The sequence below is a fragment of the Serratia marcescens genome, from assembly GCF_029846115.1.
GTDB classification, from domain to species: domain Bacteria; phylum Pseudomonadota; class Gammaproteobacteria; order Enterobacterales; family Enterobacteriaceae; genus Serratia; species Serratia marcescens_L.
In genome coordinates this window covers 3,146,524-3,160,145 of record NZ_JARVZZ010000001.1, presented here as the reverse complement: position 1 = coordinate 3,160,145, position 13,622 = coordinate 3,146,524, and the positions used below count along the sequence as shown (strand labels likewise).

The following is a 13,622-nucleotide window of genomic DNA, read 5'->3' as shown; positions in this document are numbered from 1 at the left end:
CTGTCCGTCTATTTTTATGCGCTGATGTACGCTGAATCGGGCCTTTAATTCAGACCCACCCTATTTTTTAGTGATACTAAAAACTAACATACTCGTTTAGTGAAGGCATTCACATTATTACCGCCCCGCGAGCGCCGCCACAGGCGGCCGACCGGCGGTGATAAACCGACCGACAGGCACCCGATTCGCCGGTGCCAGGGATTTAATTGACCAGGATGAGAAGCCACTGATGCCACACCCGCAATCGCGTTACGACTTACCGCGAATTATTTTCGGCGTGCTGTTTATCGCCATCATGATCGTCGCCTGTTTTTGGGTGATCCAACCGTTTATTCTCGGCTTCGCCTGGGCGGGCATGGTGGTGATCGCCACTTGGCCGCTGCTGCTCAAATTGCAAAAACTTCTGTGGGGCCGCCGCTCGCTGGCGGTGTTGGTCATGACCCTGCTGCTGATCCTGCTGTTCATTCTGCCGATTTCCCTGCTGATCAGCAGCGTGGTGGATAACAGCGCGCCGCTGATCGCCTGGGCCAGTTCGCCAGGCAAGCTGCATATTCCCGATCTCGCCTGGCTACAGTCCGTGCCGATGATCGGTGACAGGCTCTATACCAGCTACCACACGCTGGTTAACGCCGGCGGCGCCGCACTGCTGGCGAAGGTGCAACCGTACTTCGGCCAGACCGCCACCTGGTTCGTGGCGCAGGCGGCGCATATCGGCCGTCTGCTGCTGCACTGCGCGCTGATGCTACTGTTCAGCGCCTTGTTGTATGCGCGCGGCGAGCAGGTGGCACTGGGTATCCGTCACTTTGCGGTGCGCCTCGGCTCCAAACGCGGCGATGCGGCGGTGCTGCTGGGCGGCCAGGCGATCCGCGCCGTCGCGCTGGGCGTGGTGGTGACGGCGTTGGTGCAGTCGGTGCTGGGCGGCATCGGTCTGGCGGTGAGCGGCATTCCGGCAGCCACTCTGCTGACGATGCTGATCTTTATCTGCTGCGTGGCGCAATTGGGGCCGCTGTTGGTGCTGGTGCCGGCCATCATCTGGCTGTACTGGCACGGCGACACCACCTGGGGCACCGTGCTGCTGGTCTGGAGCTGCGTGGTAGCCACACTGGATAACGTGCTGCGCCCGGTGCTGATCCGCATGGGCGCCGATCTGCCGCTGCTGCTGATCCTGTCCGGCGTTATCGGCGGTTTGCTGGCCTTCGGCATGATTGGCCTGTTCATCGGCCCGGTGGTATTGGCGGTATCTTATCGCCTGCTGACCGCCTGGATGGATGAAGCGCCAGAGCCGACCACCGCGCCGGAGCAAGTCATCGAAGATCTGGAAAAACGCTGATTCCCCTCTTCCGCCCACACCGCCGGGCGGAACATTTCACTCCGGTCATTATTCCTACCTCATTCGAGTAATATCTCCGCCAAATATAATGCCGCCATATATTGATTACGGTACAGCGAATGAAAGGTGCAATGTAAATCCCTGTTTGTTGCAAACGGCAAAAAGAGATAACTCCCGCAAATAAAATGTGATGCCGCTATCGATTAGGATGATTCTTAATGACTAGTCGCGTTCAAAAATCTAGTATTATGGCCATCTATTGCTTCAACTCACTGATTTTAAAGCAACCTTTCTGAACAATGTAATGCCATACATGTGAATTGCTGTGTGTAGTCTTTGCCCATCTCCTACGGTGGGCTTTTTTTTTATTCTTTTTTCGCCGAATTGATTATTTTACGCGCCGTTATTTACATTCAGAAATAAAAAGGCCGCAGCGTTAACTGCGGCCCGACGTTAATGCCTCAGCGAGGACGAGACATTATTTCTTTTTCGACAAATTGATCCAGGTCTGCACCACGGTGTCCGGATTGAGCGACAGGCTGTCGATGCCCTGCTCCATCAGCCACTCGGCGAAGTCTTCGTGGTCGGATGGGCCCTGGCCGCAGATGCCGACGTATTTGCCGTGGCGCTTGGCCGCCTGAATCGCCATCGACAGCAGCGCTTTCACCGCCTCGTTGCGTTCGTCGAACAGCTCCGACACCACGCCGGAATCGCGATCCAGCCCCAATGCCAGCTGGGTCATGTCGTTGGAGCCGATGGAGAAGCCGTCGAAGTGCTCGAGGAACTGATCCGCCAACAGCGCATTGGACGGGATCTCGCACATCATGATCACTTTCAGCCCGTTTTCGCCGCGCTTCAGCCCCTGACGCGCCAGCTCGGCCACCACCGCTTCCGCCTGCGCCACGGTGCGCACGAACGGCACCATGATTTCGACGTTGGTCAGCCCCATTTCGTTACGCACGCGTTTCACCGCCTCGCACTCCAGCGCGAAGCAATCGCGGAAGCTGTCGGCCACGTAACGGCCGGCGCCGCGGAAGCCCAGCATCGGGTTCTCTTCGTGCGGTTCATACTTGTCACCGCCCACCAGGTTGGCGTACTCGTTGGATTTAAAGTCGGACAGGCGCACGATCACGCGCTTCGGCCAGAAGGCGGCGCCCAGTGTCGCGATACCCTCGGTCAGACGGCCGACGTAGAACTCGACCGGGTGATCGTAACCCTGCATCAACGCGCGAATTTCGTTTTGCAGCGCCGGCGTCTGCTGGTCGAACTCCAGCAGCGCGCGCGGGTGCACGCCGATCATGCGGTTAATGATAAATTCCAGCCGCGCCAGGCCCACGCCTTCGTTCGGCAAGCGTGCGAAGTCGAAGGCGCGATCCGGGTTGCCGACGTTCATCATGATCTTCAGCGGTAGATCCGGCAGCTCGGTCACTTCGGAGCTCTGCACGCTGAAGTCCAGCATATCGCTGTAAACGAAGCCGGTATCACCTTCCGCGCAGGAGACTGTGACTTTCTGGCCATCTTTCAGCACGTCGGTGGCGTGGCCGCAGCCCACCACCGCCGGAATGCCCAGCTCACGGGCAATGATCGCCGCGTGACAGGTGCGCCCGCCGCGGTTGGTGACGATCGCGGCGGCTTTCTTCATGATCGGTTCCCAATCCGGGTCGGTCATGTCGGTCACCAGCACGTCGCCCGGCAGGATGCGATCCATTTCGCTGATGTCGTGGATCACTTTCACCGGACCGGCGCCGATACGGTGGCCGATGGCGCGGCCTTCCACCAGCACCGGGCTGGTGCCGTTCAGCTGGTAGCGCTCCATGGTCTGCTCGTTGGAGCGCACGGTTTCCGGGCGCGCCTGCACGATCAGCAGCTTGCCGGTATGGCCGTCTTTCGCCCACTCGATATCCATCGGGCGACCGTAATGTTTTTCGATCAGGATCGCCTGCTGCGCCAGCGCCTGCACTTCGTCATCCGTCAGCGAGAAACGGCTGCGCTGCGCTTCCGGCACGTCTTCGATGCGCACCTGCTTGCCGTGATCCTGCGACGGTGCGTACACCATGCGGATCTTTTTCGAGCCCAGGTTACGGCGCACGATCGCCGGCTTGCCGTTTTGCAGCGTCGGTTTGTGCACGTAGAACTCATCCGGGTTCACCGCGCCCTGCACCACCATTTCACCCAGGCCGAAGGCGGAGGTGATGAATACCACCTGATCAAAGCCGGACTCGGTGTCGATGGTGAACATCACGCCCGAGGAGGCCAGATCGGAGCGCACCATGCGCTGTACGCCCGCCGACAGCGCCACGCCGCGGTGGTCGTAACCCTGGTGCACCCGATAAGAGATGGCGCGGTCGTTAAACAACGACGCGAACACGTGCTTGATCGCCACCATCACGGCATCGATGCCCTGCACGTTGAGGAAAGTTTCCTGCTGGCCGGCAAAGGACGCGTCCGGCATGTCTTCCGCCGTGGCGGAGGAGCGCACCGCAAAAGAGGCTTCCGGTTCGCCGTCGGCGAGCTGTTGGTAAGCCTGATGAATTTCACGTTCGAACTCGGCGTGGAACGGCGTGTCGATCACCCATTGGCGGATCTGAGCGCCGGCCTTGGCCAGTTGTGCAACGTCGTCAACGTCGGTCTGATCCAGTAGCTGATAGATGCGCTGGTTAACACCGCTTTGTTCGAGGAAATCATTAAACGCCTGTGCGGTGGTGGCAAAACCGTTTGGCACGGCCACGCCCAAATCGGAAAGATTGGTGATCATTTCACCGAGGGAGGCGTTTTTGCCGCCGACACGGTCAACGTCGTGCATGCCAAGCTGGTTGTACCAAAGCACATTACGCAAGTCTGGGCCATTGTTGGACATCGAGACAATCCTTATTGCTATCAGTAGGGTAAAGACGGATTTACTTCGCTTGCTTTACGGCGCCGCTAACACGGAACCGAATCAGACTAGCACACTGATCTGGGGAAAATGGAAAGGTGAATCGATCAACCCACTGAAGAAAGTGGTTTTTAAGAGAATGTCCTAACCGGCTGATTTGCATGGGAACCGTTCCCAATCGCACGAAAAGCTTAGTTCTCAACAAATTACGTTCTTTTTAAACTTCTGTTTCAATGACCACGCAAACGCTACCGTTTTTGGTGAAAATAGCGGCAAGTTTGCGTTTCGGTTCGAAAAGCGTCGCTGCGCCACGATTTTTATCGCCGGCAAAACGCGCTTTTCTTCACGCGCCGCCGCAACGCGCTTTACCGCCTCGCCGTCACAATTTTTCCCCTCGCCCCTTTACCGACGGATCGTCCGCGGCCCATGATATTGACAGTGATGACAGCAGGAACACCGTTTTCAGGTAAGGAGCCTCGGGTGGAAAGAAGCGTTTTTTATATTTCGGATGGTACGGCGATCACCGCCGAAGTGTTGGGGCACGCGGTGCTGTCGCAGTTCCCGGTCACGGCGACCACGTACACCTTGCCATTTGTCGAAACCGAGGCGCGCGCTCGCGCAGTACGCCAACAAATCGATGATATCTATAATGAAACAGGCGTGCGCCCGCTGGTGTTTTACTCCATCATCTCGCCGGAAGTGCGCGATGTGATCGTGCAGAGCCAGGGCTTCTGTCAGGATATCGTGCAGGCGCTGGTCGGCCCGCTGCAGGGTGAGCTGGAAGTGGAGCCGACGCCGGTGCCGAACCGTACCCACGGTCTGACTGCCAGCAACCTCGGCAAGTACGACGCGCGCATTGCCGCCATCGACTATACCCTGGCGCATGACGACGGCATTTCACTGCGCAACCTCGATCAGGCGCAGGTGATCCTGCTCGGCGTGTCGCGCTGCGGCAAAACCCCCACCAGCCTTTATTTGGCGATGCAGTTTGGCATCCGCGCCGCCAACTACCCGTTTATCGCCGACGATATGGACAATTTGCACCTGCCAGCCTCGCTGAAACCGTTTCAGCATAAATTATTCGGCCTGACCATCGATCCGGAGCGCCTGGCGGCGATCCGCGAAGAACGGCGTGAAAACAGCCGTTACGCTTCACTGCGCCAGTGCCGCATGGAGATCGCCGAGGTTGAGGCGCTGTTCCGCAAAAATCAGATCCGCTACCTTAATACCACCAACTATTCGGTCGAAGAAATCTCCACCAAAATCCTCGACATCCTCGGCATGAGCCGCCGCATGTTCTGATCTTTTCCTCTCTTTTCCTCGCGGGGCCGCCGTGCCCCGCCGCCTGCCGTTTATTTCAGCAACAGCTGATTTTTTTGTGCTTTTTTTCGCGGCTTTGATCAACAGAACACAATCTCTACGGTTGAATTCAGCGCTTTTTGCGTTATTGTGATCGCCATCACTTCCCGGCACTCCTGCCGCAGAGAAGAACAGTTTCCAGGGAACAACATGTACAAAACAGATGAACTGCGGACCGCGCGCATCGACAGCCTCGTCACGCCGCAAGCGTTGGCGGACACGCTGCCGATCTCGGCGGCCATCGCCGATAACGTGACAGCGTCACGTAAACGCATTGAAAAAATTCTCACCGGTGAAGACCGCCGCCTGCTGGTGGTGATCGGCCCTTGCTCCATCCACGATCTCGACGCCGCCGTCGATTACGCCGGCCGGCTGAACGCCCTGCGCGAACGCTACCAGGATCGCCTGGAGATCGTGATGCGCACCTATTTCGAAAAACCGCGTACCGTCGTCGGCTGGAAAGGCCTGATCTCCGATCCAGCGTTGGACGGCACCTTCCAGGTCAACCGCGGCATCGAAATGGCGCGCCGCCTGCTGCTGGAAGTGAACCAGCTCGGCCTGCCGACCGCCACCGAATTCCTGGACATGGTGGTCGGCCAATACATCGCCGATCTGATCAGCTGGGGCGCCATCGGCGCGCGCACCACCGAAAGCCAGATCCACCGTGAAATGGCCTCGGCGCTGTCCTGCCCGGTCGGATTCAAAAACGGCACCGACGGCAACACCCGCATCGCCATCGACGCCATTCGCGCGGCGCGCGCCGGGCACATGTTCCTGTCTCCGGACAAACATGGCCAGATGACCATCTACCAGACCAGCGGCAACCCGTACGGCCACATCATCATGCGCGGCGGCAAAACGCCGAACTACCACGCCAGCGACATCGCCGCCGCTTGCGACAGCCTGCGCGAGTTCGATCTGCCGGAGCACCTGGTGATCGACTTCAGCCACGGCAACTGCCAGAAGATGCACCGCCGACAGCTGGAAGTGGCCGACAACGTCTGCCAACAGATCCGCGCTGGCTCCGCCGCCATCACCGGCGTGATGGCGGAAAGCTTCCTGGTGGAAGGCACGCAGAAAATCGTCGCCGGCCAGCCGCTGACCTATGGCCAGTCGATCACCGATCCTTGCCTGAGTTGGTCCGACAGTGAGCAGCTGCTGGCGATGCTGGCGGATGCGGTCGATAGCCGTTTCTGACGCACTAGAGGCCGGGGCCACGTCCCGGCTTTATCCCTCCCGCCCCGCTCATCTATACTGATTGCAACGTTTTAACACCCGCCGAAACGCACCTGGAGCCCCGGCATGATTCACTCTCTGTTATCCATTCCCTGCGTCACGCTGCAGGGCGAGCAAAAAACGCTGGGCGATTTCCCAGCGCGCGCTTATCTGGTGGTCAACACCGCCAGCAAGTGCGGCTTTACCCCGCAGTACCGCGGACTGGAAAATTTGTGGCAATACTATCGCGAACGCGGCCTAGTGGTGCTCGGCTTCCCCTGCAACCAGTTCGGTTCTCAGGAGCCGGGCAGCCCGCTGGAGATCGCCAACTTTTGCAGCCTCAACTACGGCGTCAGTTTCCCGCTGTTCAGCAAGATAGACGTTAATGGCCCCGGCGCACACCCGCTATTCAATGAGCTGAAACACCTGGCACCCGGCATTCTGGGCAGCCGCCGCATCAAATGGAATTTCACCAAGTTCCTGCTCACCGCCGACGGCCAGCGCGTCACGCGCTTTGCGCCGATCACCAAACCCGAACGTCTGTTTGACCGCATCGAAACCCTGCTGAAGTAACGCCCCTTTTTTACGGGCCGAGTGCGCTCGGCCCGCCGCCGGATGTCCGTTCGACAAAAAGGTTCCATCGGTAAGAAAATTTTCCTTGATGTAACCTTTCCTTCACATGATAATGATTCTCAGTTTGATATTAATTACCATTTAATGGTCTGTTTTATAAGCACAATGATGATGGATACTGCCAACACGCCTACCCCCGCCGCCGCGGCCCCGACCGAGCACAGCGCAAACGCGCCGCCCAGCTACGACAGCGCACAGCTGCTCGGCGCCGACGGCATCGCGTTCATTACCCATCAGGGCCAGCGCTATCAGCTGCGGCAGACCAAAGCCGGGAAATTGATCCTGACCAAATAAACACAGAACCCTCAAACGCCAGCCACCCCGATCTTTTGATCCAGGCAGCCAGCAAATCTATTGATATGTTTTATTACATACGGAGAGTTGCACCATGCCTCTGACATTTTCCACCCGGCTGCGTTTTTCCGCTTTGAGTCTGGCGATTGCCTGCGCTCTGCCTACGGTGGCCTTGGCACAAAACACCAGCACAACATCCTCTTCCAACGCGGCGCCGGCTAAAAAAGCCAAAGCCGCCGACGAGACCATGACCGTGGTCGCCACCGGCAACCAGCGCAGCAGCTTTGAAGCGCCGATGATGGTCACGGTCATCGAAGGCAACTCGCCGGAAAGCCAAACTGCAGGCACCGCCGCCGATATGCTGCGCCGCGTGCCGGGCATTACCGTCACGGGTTCCGGGCGCAGCAATGGGCAGGATCTCATGATGCGCGGTTACGACCGACGCGGCGTGCTGACGCTGGTCGACGGCATCCGCCAGGGGACCGATACCGGCCATATTAACGGCACATTTTTGGATCCTGCGTTAGTGAAACGCATTGAAGTCGTGCGCGGCCCCTCCGCGTTGCTGTACGGGAGCGGCGCGTTGGGTGGTGTAGTGTCTTATGAGACCGTCGATGCCGCCGATCTGCTGCTGCCGGGCCACGATCGCGGGTTCCGCGTCTACGGCACCGCCGCCAGCGGCGATCACAGCCTGGGCATGGGCGCCAGCGCCTATGGCAAGACCGATAACCTCGACGGCCTGCTGTCTTTCGGCACCCGCGACGTCGGCAATCTGCGTCAGGGCAACGGCTTCGATGCGCCAAACGACGAAACCATCAGCAACGTGCTGGCCAAAGGCACCTGGAAAATCGACGACAATCAGTCGCTGAGTGGCAATCTTCGTTACTACAATAACAACGCGCAGGAGCCGAAAAACCCGCAAACGCCAGCCAGCTCCAGTGGAAACTTAATGACCGATCGTTCGACGATTCAACGCGACGCGGCACTGAGTTACAAACTGAAACCAGCCGGCCAAGATTGGCTGGATGCGGAAGCGAAAGTGTATTATTCAGACGTGAAAATTAACGCTCACGCCAATGGCAGTGAAGATGAAGCACGCAAACAAACCACGAAAGGCGCCAAACTCGAAAACCGAACGCGCCTGTTTGCGGATACTTTCGCCTCGCACCTACTGACCTACGGCACCGAGGCCTACAAACAGGAACAAACACCGGGCGGCGCTACCGAAAGTTTCCCACAAGCAAAAATCAATTTCGCTTCAGGCTGGCTGCAGGATGAAATCACGCTGCGCGATCTGCCTGTCACTCTGCTCGCCGGCACCCGGTATGACAATTACAAAGGCTCAAGCGACGGCTATGCCGATGTGGATGCGGACAAATGGTCCTCTCGCGGTGCGGTCAGTATTACGCCTACCGACTGGCTGATGCTGTTCGGCTCCTATTCTCAGGCGTTCCGCGCGCCGACGATGGGTGAGATGTACAACGACGCCAAGCACTTCTCAATTCCAATGGGACCAACCACCATCACCAACTATTGGGTGCCTAACCCGAATTTGAAACCGGAAACCAACGAAACCCAAGAGTACGGGTTTGGTCTGCGTTTCGATGATTTGATGCTGGCCGATGATAGCCTGCAGTTCAAAGCCAGCTATTTCGATACCAAAGCCAAGGACTACATCACCACCGATGTCACGATGGAACTGGGTCGCGGTCCGCGGGGTCCTTATTGCATCAGTTGCACCACATTCTCGACCAATATCGATCGCGCCAAAATCTGGGGATGGGACGCTACGCTCAGCTATAAAACACCATGGTTCGGCTGGGATTTGGCTTATAACCGTACCCGTGGCAAAAATGAAACGACCGGTGACTGGTTAAGCAGCATCAATCCAGACACCGTCACCAGCTCGCTGGACGTGCCGCTGGGCGAAACCGGTCTGTCTGCCGGCTGGGTCGCCACCTTTACCGAACGCGCGACGCGCGTAGAGACCGGCACGGCCGAACAAGCCGGCTATGGCGTCAACGACTTCTATCTGAGCTACAAGGGCCGCGATCGGCTGCAGGGCATGACCACCACCGTGGTGCTGGGCAACGCCTTCGACAAAGAATATTACTCGCCGCAGGGCGTCCCGCAGGATGGCCGCAACGCCAAACTGCTGGTCAGCTACCAGTGGTAATCATTTGACTATCTGGCGGACAACCCGGTTGTCCGCCGTTCGCATTACAGCGCAGGAGAACCCCGCATGAGCAATACCCTATACGAACGCTACCAACAGGCTAAAATCGATCACCCCGGCAAATACGCCCGCGATCTGGCGGCGATCCTCGGCGTCAGCGAAGCGGAGCTGACGCACGCCCGCGTCGGCCACGACACCCGCCGCCTGCAGGCCGACGCGCGCACCCTGCTGACCGAGCTTGAGCAGGTCGGCGTCACCAAGTCCATCACCCGCAACAGCTATGCGGTGCATGAGCAGATGGGCCGCTACCGCAACCAGCACCTCAACGGCCATGCCGGGTTGATCCTCAACCCGCGCGAGCTGGATCTGCGCCTGTTCCTAAACCACTGGACCAGCGTTTTCGCCATGAGCGAAACCAACAAGCGTGGCGTGCGCCACAGCATCCAGTTCTTCGACCAACAGGGCGATGCGCTGCACAAGGTCTACACCACCGAAGAAACCGACCTGCCGGCCTGGATGGCACTGGTGGAGCGCCACCTGAGCGAAGAAAACCCGGCGCTGGCGCTGCAGCCCGCCGAGGCGAGCACCGCGGATGAAACGAAGCAGGATCATGCCAAAATCGACGGTGAGTGGCGCGCGATGACCGACGTTCACCAGTTCTTCCAGCTGCTGAGCCGCAACAAGCTGACCCGCCAGCAGGCGTTCCGCGCCGTCGGCGACGATCTGGCCTACCAGGTGGACAACAGCGCGCTGTCACAGCTGCTGGAAGCGGCGCAGCAGCAGCAAAACGAGATCATGATCTTCGTCGGCAACCGCGGTTGCGTGCAGATCTTCACCGGTCAGATCGAACGTTTGATGCCGCAGGAAGGCTGGATCAACGTGTTCAACCGTCGCTTCACGCTGCACCTGATCGAAGACGCCATCGCCGAAAGCTGGATCACCCGCAAACCGACCAAGGACGGCATCGTCACCAGCCTGGAGCTGTTCGCCGCCGACGGCACGCAGATCGCGCAGCTGTATGGCCAGCGTACCGAAGGCCAGCCGGAACAAACCCAGTGGCGCGAGCAGGTTGCCGCGCTCGCCGCCAAGGACATCGCCGCATGAAATCTTCCTTGATCCGCCGCCTGGCGTTGATGATGTCGCTGGCGCTGCCGCTCACCGCGGCGGCGGCGCAGCGCATCGTCTCGATCGGCGGCGACGTGACGGAAATCGCCTTCGCGCTCGGCGCCGGCGACGAGGTGATCGCCCGCGACAGCACCAGTCTGCATCCGGAAGCGGTGAAAAAGCTGCCGGACGTCGGCTATATGCGCCAGCTGAATGCCGAAGGCATTTTGGCGCTGAAGCCGACGCTGGTGCTGACGACCGAGCTGGCACAACCGGCGCTGGTGCTCAAACAGCTGGCGGACAGCGGCGTCAACGTGGTCAGCGTGCCGGGTGACACCACCCTGCAGGCGGTGCCGCAGAAAATCGCTACGATCGCCGCCGCGTTGCAACGCGTTGAGCAAGGCAAACAGCTGAGCGAACGCTATCAACAACAGCTGGCGGCGGTCGATACCTCCCCGCTGCCGGTCAAGGTGTTGTTCGTGATGAGCCACGGCGGCATTACGCCGATGGCCGCCGGCCAACACACCGCCGCCGACGCAGTGATCGCCGCCGCCGGCCTGAAAAACGCCATGCAGGGCTTTGACCGCTACCGCCCGCTGTCGCAGGAAGGCGTCATCGCCAGCGCGCCGGATCTGTTGCTGGTCACCACCGACGGCGTACGCACCCTCGGCGGCGAACAGCAGCTGTGGACGCTGCCGGGCCTGGCGTTGACGCCGGCGGGCAAGCAGCGCCGCGTGCTGATCGTCGATGATATGGCGCTGCTGGGCTTCGGTCTGGAAACGCCGGCGGCGCTGGCCAAACTGCGCCACGCGGCGGAGCAAAAGTAATGCGCTGTCGCACCTCGCCTCAGTTGGCCATCATCGGTCTGCTGGTGCTGCTGACGCTGCTGGCGCTGGTCGCCGCCAACCTGGGCGCGCTGACGCTGTCGTTTCGCACCCTGTGGCGCGAACCTTTCAGCGACGCCGCCTGGCACATCTGGTTGAACATCCGCCTGCCGCGCGTGCTGCTGGCGGTGGTGATCGGCTGCGCGCTGGCGGTGTCCGGCGCCGTGATGCAGGGGCTGTTCCGCAACCCGCTGGCGGATCCGAGCCTGCTGGGCATCAGCAGCGGCGGCGCGCTGTTTGTCGCGCTGTTCATCGTGATGCCGCTGGCGTTGCCGGTGACGATCGCGCTGTACGGCCATATGCTGGCGGCGTTCCTCGGCAGCCTGCTGGTGTCGCTATTGATCTACGGCATCAGCCGCAGCGGGCACGGCAATCTGTCGCGGCTGCTGCTGGCGGGCATCGCCATCAACGCCCTGTGCATGGCGGCCATCGGCGTGCTCTCCTACGTCAGCAGCGATCAACAGCTGCGCCAGTTCTCGCTGTGGATGATGGGCAGCCTCAGTCAGTCGCAGTGGCCGACGCTGGCGGTTTCCGCCTCGCTGATCCTGCCTGCGGCGCTGCTGACGCTGCTGCAGGCGCGACGGCTGAACCTGTTGCAGCTGGGGGACGAAGAGGCCCACTACCTCGGGGTTAACGTCCAGCGCGCCAAACTGCAGCTGCTGTTGCTGAGTGCCCTGCTGATCGGTGCGGCGGTAGCGATGAGTGGCGTGATCGGCTTCGTCGGTCTGGTGGTGCCACATCTGGTGCGCATGCGTCTCGGCGGCGATCACCGCTGGCTGCTGCCCTGCTCCGCGCTGGGCGGCGCCTGCCTGTTGCTGGTCAGCGATACGCTGGCGCGCACGCTGGTGGCGCCGGCCGAAATGCCGGTGGGGTTGATGACCAGCCTGATCGGCGGTCCCTATTTCTTGTGGCTGGTGATGCGCCAGCGGGAGCGAGCCGGTGGATAACGCCGCCTGCCTGACAGCCCGGGAGCTGCGTTACAGCCTCGGTACGCGCCGGTTGATCAACGACGTTTCGCTCAGCCTTGCCGGCGGTGAAATGGTGGCGATTATCGGCCCTAACGGCGCCGGAAAATCGACGCTGCTGCGATTGCTGACCGGCTATTTAACGCCGGACTGCGGCGAATGTCGGCTGCTGGACCGCCCGCTGGAACACTGGGCGCCGCAGCAGTTGGCCAAAGTCCGGGCCGTGATGCGTCAATACAGCGATCTGGCGTTTCCTTTCAGCGTGGAAGAAGTGGTCAGCATGGGGCGATCGCCGCACGGCAAACGCGACGAGCATCAGGCAATCCAACAGGTGATGGCGCAAACCGACTGCCTGGCGCTGGCGCAGCGCGACTACCGCCAACTGTCCGGCGGCGAACAGCAGCGGGTGCAGCTGGCGCGGGTGTTGGCGCAGCTGTGGCAACCGCAACCGTCTCCCGCCTGGCTGTTCCTCGATGAACCGACCTCGGCGCTGGATCTGTATCACCAGCAGCATACGCTGCGCCTGCTGCGCTCGCTGACGCGCCAACAGCCGCTGGGCGTCTGCTGCGTGTTGCACGACCTCAATCTGGCCGCGCTGTACGCCGATAGGATCCTGCTGCTGCATCAGGGGCGCCTGGTGGCGAGCGGCACGCCGCAGGACGTGTTGCAAACGGAGATCCTCACCCGCTGGTATCAGGCCGATCTCGGCGTGGTGCATCATCCCGAAGTGTCGCTGCCGCAGGTCTACCTGCGGCAATAACGTCAAGGGCGCCATTAAGCGCCCTTT

Annotated in this window: 11 protein-coding genes and 1 other RNA gene; 11 read left to right on the top strand and 1 reads right to left on the bottom strand. The window is 60.3% G+C overall.

Translation table 11 applies throughout. The features are described from left to right. The first annotated feature begins 229 nt into the window (after positions 1 to 229). Both ydiK and rprA read left to right on the top strand, forming a co-directional pair. A complete protein-coding gene (ydiK, locus tag QDT79_RS14945; protein ID WP_308316662.1) occupies positions 230 to 1,330 on the top strand; it encodes an AI-2E family transporter YdiK in 1,101 nt (366 codons plus the stop codon). A 256-nt stretch (positions 1,331 to 1,586) separates the two neighbouring features. After that, positions 1,587 to 1,698: antisense sRNA RprA (gene rprA, locus QDT79_RS14940), an RNA gene on the top strand. 110 nt (positions 1,699 to 1,808) lie between these two features. Here the strand turns inward: rprA and ppsA are convergent. Next, a complete protein-coding gene (gene ppsA, locus QDT79_RS14935) occupies positions 1,809 to 4,187 on the bottom strand; it encodes a phosphoenolpyruvate synthase (protein ID WP_107226875.1) in 2,379 nt (792 codons plus the stop codon). Positions 4,188 to 4,646: 459 nt separating this feature from the next. Between ppsA and ppsR the strand changes: the two genes are divergently transcribed. From ppsR to QDT79_RS14890, 9 genes are all read left to right on the top strand, one after another. Then, a complete protein-coding gene (gene ppsR / locus QDT79_RS14930) occupies positions 4,647 to 5,507 on the top strand; it encodes a posphoenolpyruvate synthetase regulatory kinase/phosphorylase PpsR (RefSeq protein WP_049239973.1) in 861 nt (286 codons plus the stop codon). Positions 5,508 to 5,714: 207 nt separating this feature from the next. Next, positions 5,715 to 6,761 (top strand): 3-deoxy-7-phosphoheptulonate synthase, encoded by a 1,047-nt coding sequence (locus tag QDT79_RS14925; protein ID WP_063989701.1) that lies wholly within the window; start codon positions 5,715 to 5,717, stop codon positions 6,759 to 6,761. Positions 6,762 to 6,866: 105 nt separating this feature from the next. Next, entirely contained in the window at positions 6,867 to 7,352 is a 486-nt protein-coding gene (locus tag QDT79_RS14920) for a glutathione peroxidase (RefSeq protein ID WP_063989700.1), read from the top strand. Positions 7,353 to 7,523: 171 nt separating this feature from the next. Then, positions 7,524 to 7,706 (top strand): hemin uptake protein HemP, encoded by a 183-nt coding sequence (gene hemP, locus QDT79_RS14915; protein ID WP_016927944.1) that lies wholly within the window; start codon positions 7,524 to 7,526, stop codon positions 7,704 to 7,706. Between the two features lie 94 nt (positions 7,707 to 7,800). Continuing rightward, a complete protein-coding gene (locus QDT79_RS14910; RefSeq protein WP_308316661.1) occupies positions 7,801 to 9,882 on the top strand; it encodes a TonB-dependent hemoglobin/transferrin/lactoferrin family receptor in 2,082 nt (693 codons plus the stop codon). 66 nt (positions 9,883 to 9,948) lie between these two features. Then, positions 9,949 to 10,986, top strand: coding sequence for a hemin-degrading factor (locus QDT79_RS14905; protein ID WP_308316660.1), 1,038 nt, complete (start codon positions 9,949 to 9,951; stop codon positions 10,984 to 10,986). Beyond that, complete coding sequence (locus QDT79_RS14900; RefSeq protein WP_063989698.1) at positions 10,983 to 11,813, top strand: heme/hemin ABC transporter substrate-binding protein; 831 nt, start codon at positions 10,983 to 10,985, stop codon at positions 11,811 to 11,813. Before QDT79_RS14905 ends, QDT79_RS14900 begins: the two co-directional genes overlap by 4 nt. Continuing rightward, positions 11,813 to 12,817 (top strand): FecCD family ABC transporter permease, encoded by a 1,005-nt coding sequence (locus QDT79_RS14895; protein ID WP_033638351.1) that lies wholly within the window; start codon positions 11,813 to 11,815, stop codon positions 12,815 to 12,817. The genes QDT79_RS14900 and QDT79_RS14895 overlap by 1 nt, the downstream gene beginning before the upstream one ends. After that, positions 12,810 to 13,595 carry a heme ABC transporter ATP-binding protein gene (locus tag QDT79_RS14890; protein ID WP_063989697.1) on the top strand — a complete coding sequence of 262 codons (786 nt, stop codon included), beginning with the start codon at positions 12,810 to 12,812 and terminating at the stop codon, positions 13,593 to 13,595. The genes QDT79_RS14895 and QDT79_RS14890 overlap by 8 nt, the downstream gene beginning before the upstream one ends. Positions 13,596 to 13,622 lie beyond the last annotated feature (27 nt).

What these genes read in the sequence shown, in the direction of transcription:
- QDT79_RS14895 (WP_033638351.1), top strand. Translation starts at nt 11,813, where the DNA reads ATGCGCTGTCGCACCTCGCCTCAGTTGGCCATCATCGGTCTGCTGGTG.
- hemP (WP_016927944.1), top strand. Translation starts at nt 7,524, where the DNA reads ATGGATACTGCCAACACGCCTACCCCCGCCGCCGCGGCCCCGACCGAG.
- ydiK (WP_308316662.1), top strand. Translation starts at nt 230, where the DNA reads ATGCCACACCCGCAATCGCGTTACGACTTACCGCGAATTATTTTCGGC.
- QDT79_RS14905 (WP_308316660.1), top strand. Translation starts at nt 9,949, where the DNA reads ATGAGCAATACCCTATACGAACGCTACCAACAGGCTAAAATCGATCAC.
- QDT79_RS14900 (WP_063989698.1), top strand. Translation starts at nt 10,983, where the DNA reads ATGAAATCTTCCTTGATCCGCCGCCTGGCGTTGATGATGTCGCTGGCG.
- ppsA (WP_107226875.1), bottom strand. Translation starts at nt 4,187, where the DNA reads ATGTCCAACAATGGCCCAGACTTGCGTAATGTGCTTTGGTACAACCAG.
- QDT79_RS14920 (WP_063989700.1), top strand. Translation starts at nt 6,867, where the DNA reads ATGATTCACTCTCTGTTATCCATTCCCTGCGTCACGCTGCAGGGCGAG.
- ppsR (WP_049239973.1), top strand. Translation starts at nt 4,647, where the DNA reads ATGACAGCAGGAACACCGTTTTCAGGTAAGGAGCCTCGGGTGGAAAGA.
- QDT79_RS14910 (WP_308316661.1), top strand. Translation starts at nt 7,801, where the DNA reads ATGCCTCTGACATTTTCCACCCGGCTGCGTTTTTCCGCTTTGAGTCTG.
- QDT79_RS14925 (WP_063989701.1), top strand. Translation starts at nt 5,715, where the DNA reads ATGTACAAAACAGATGAACTGCGGACCGCGCGCATCGACAGCCTCGTC.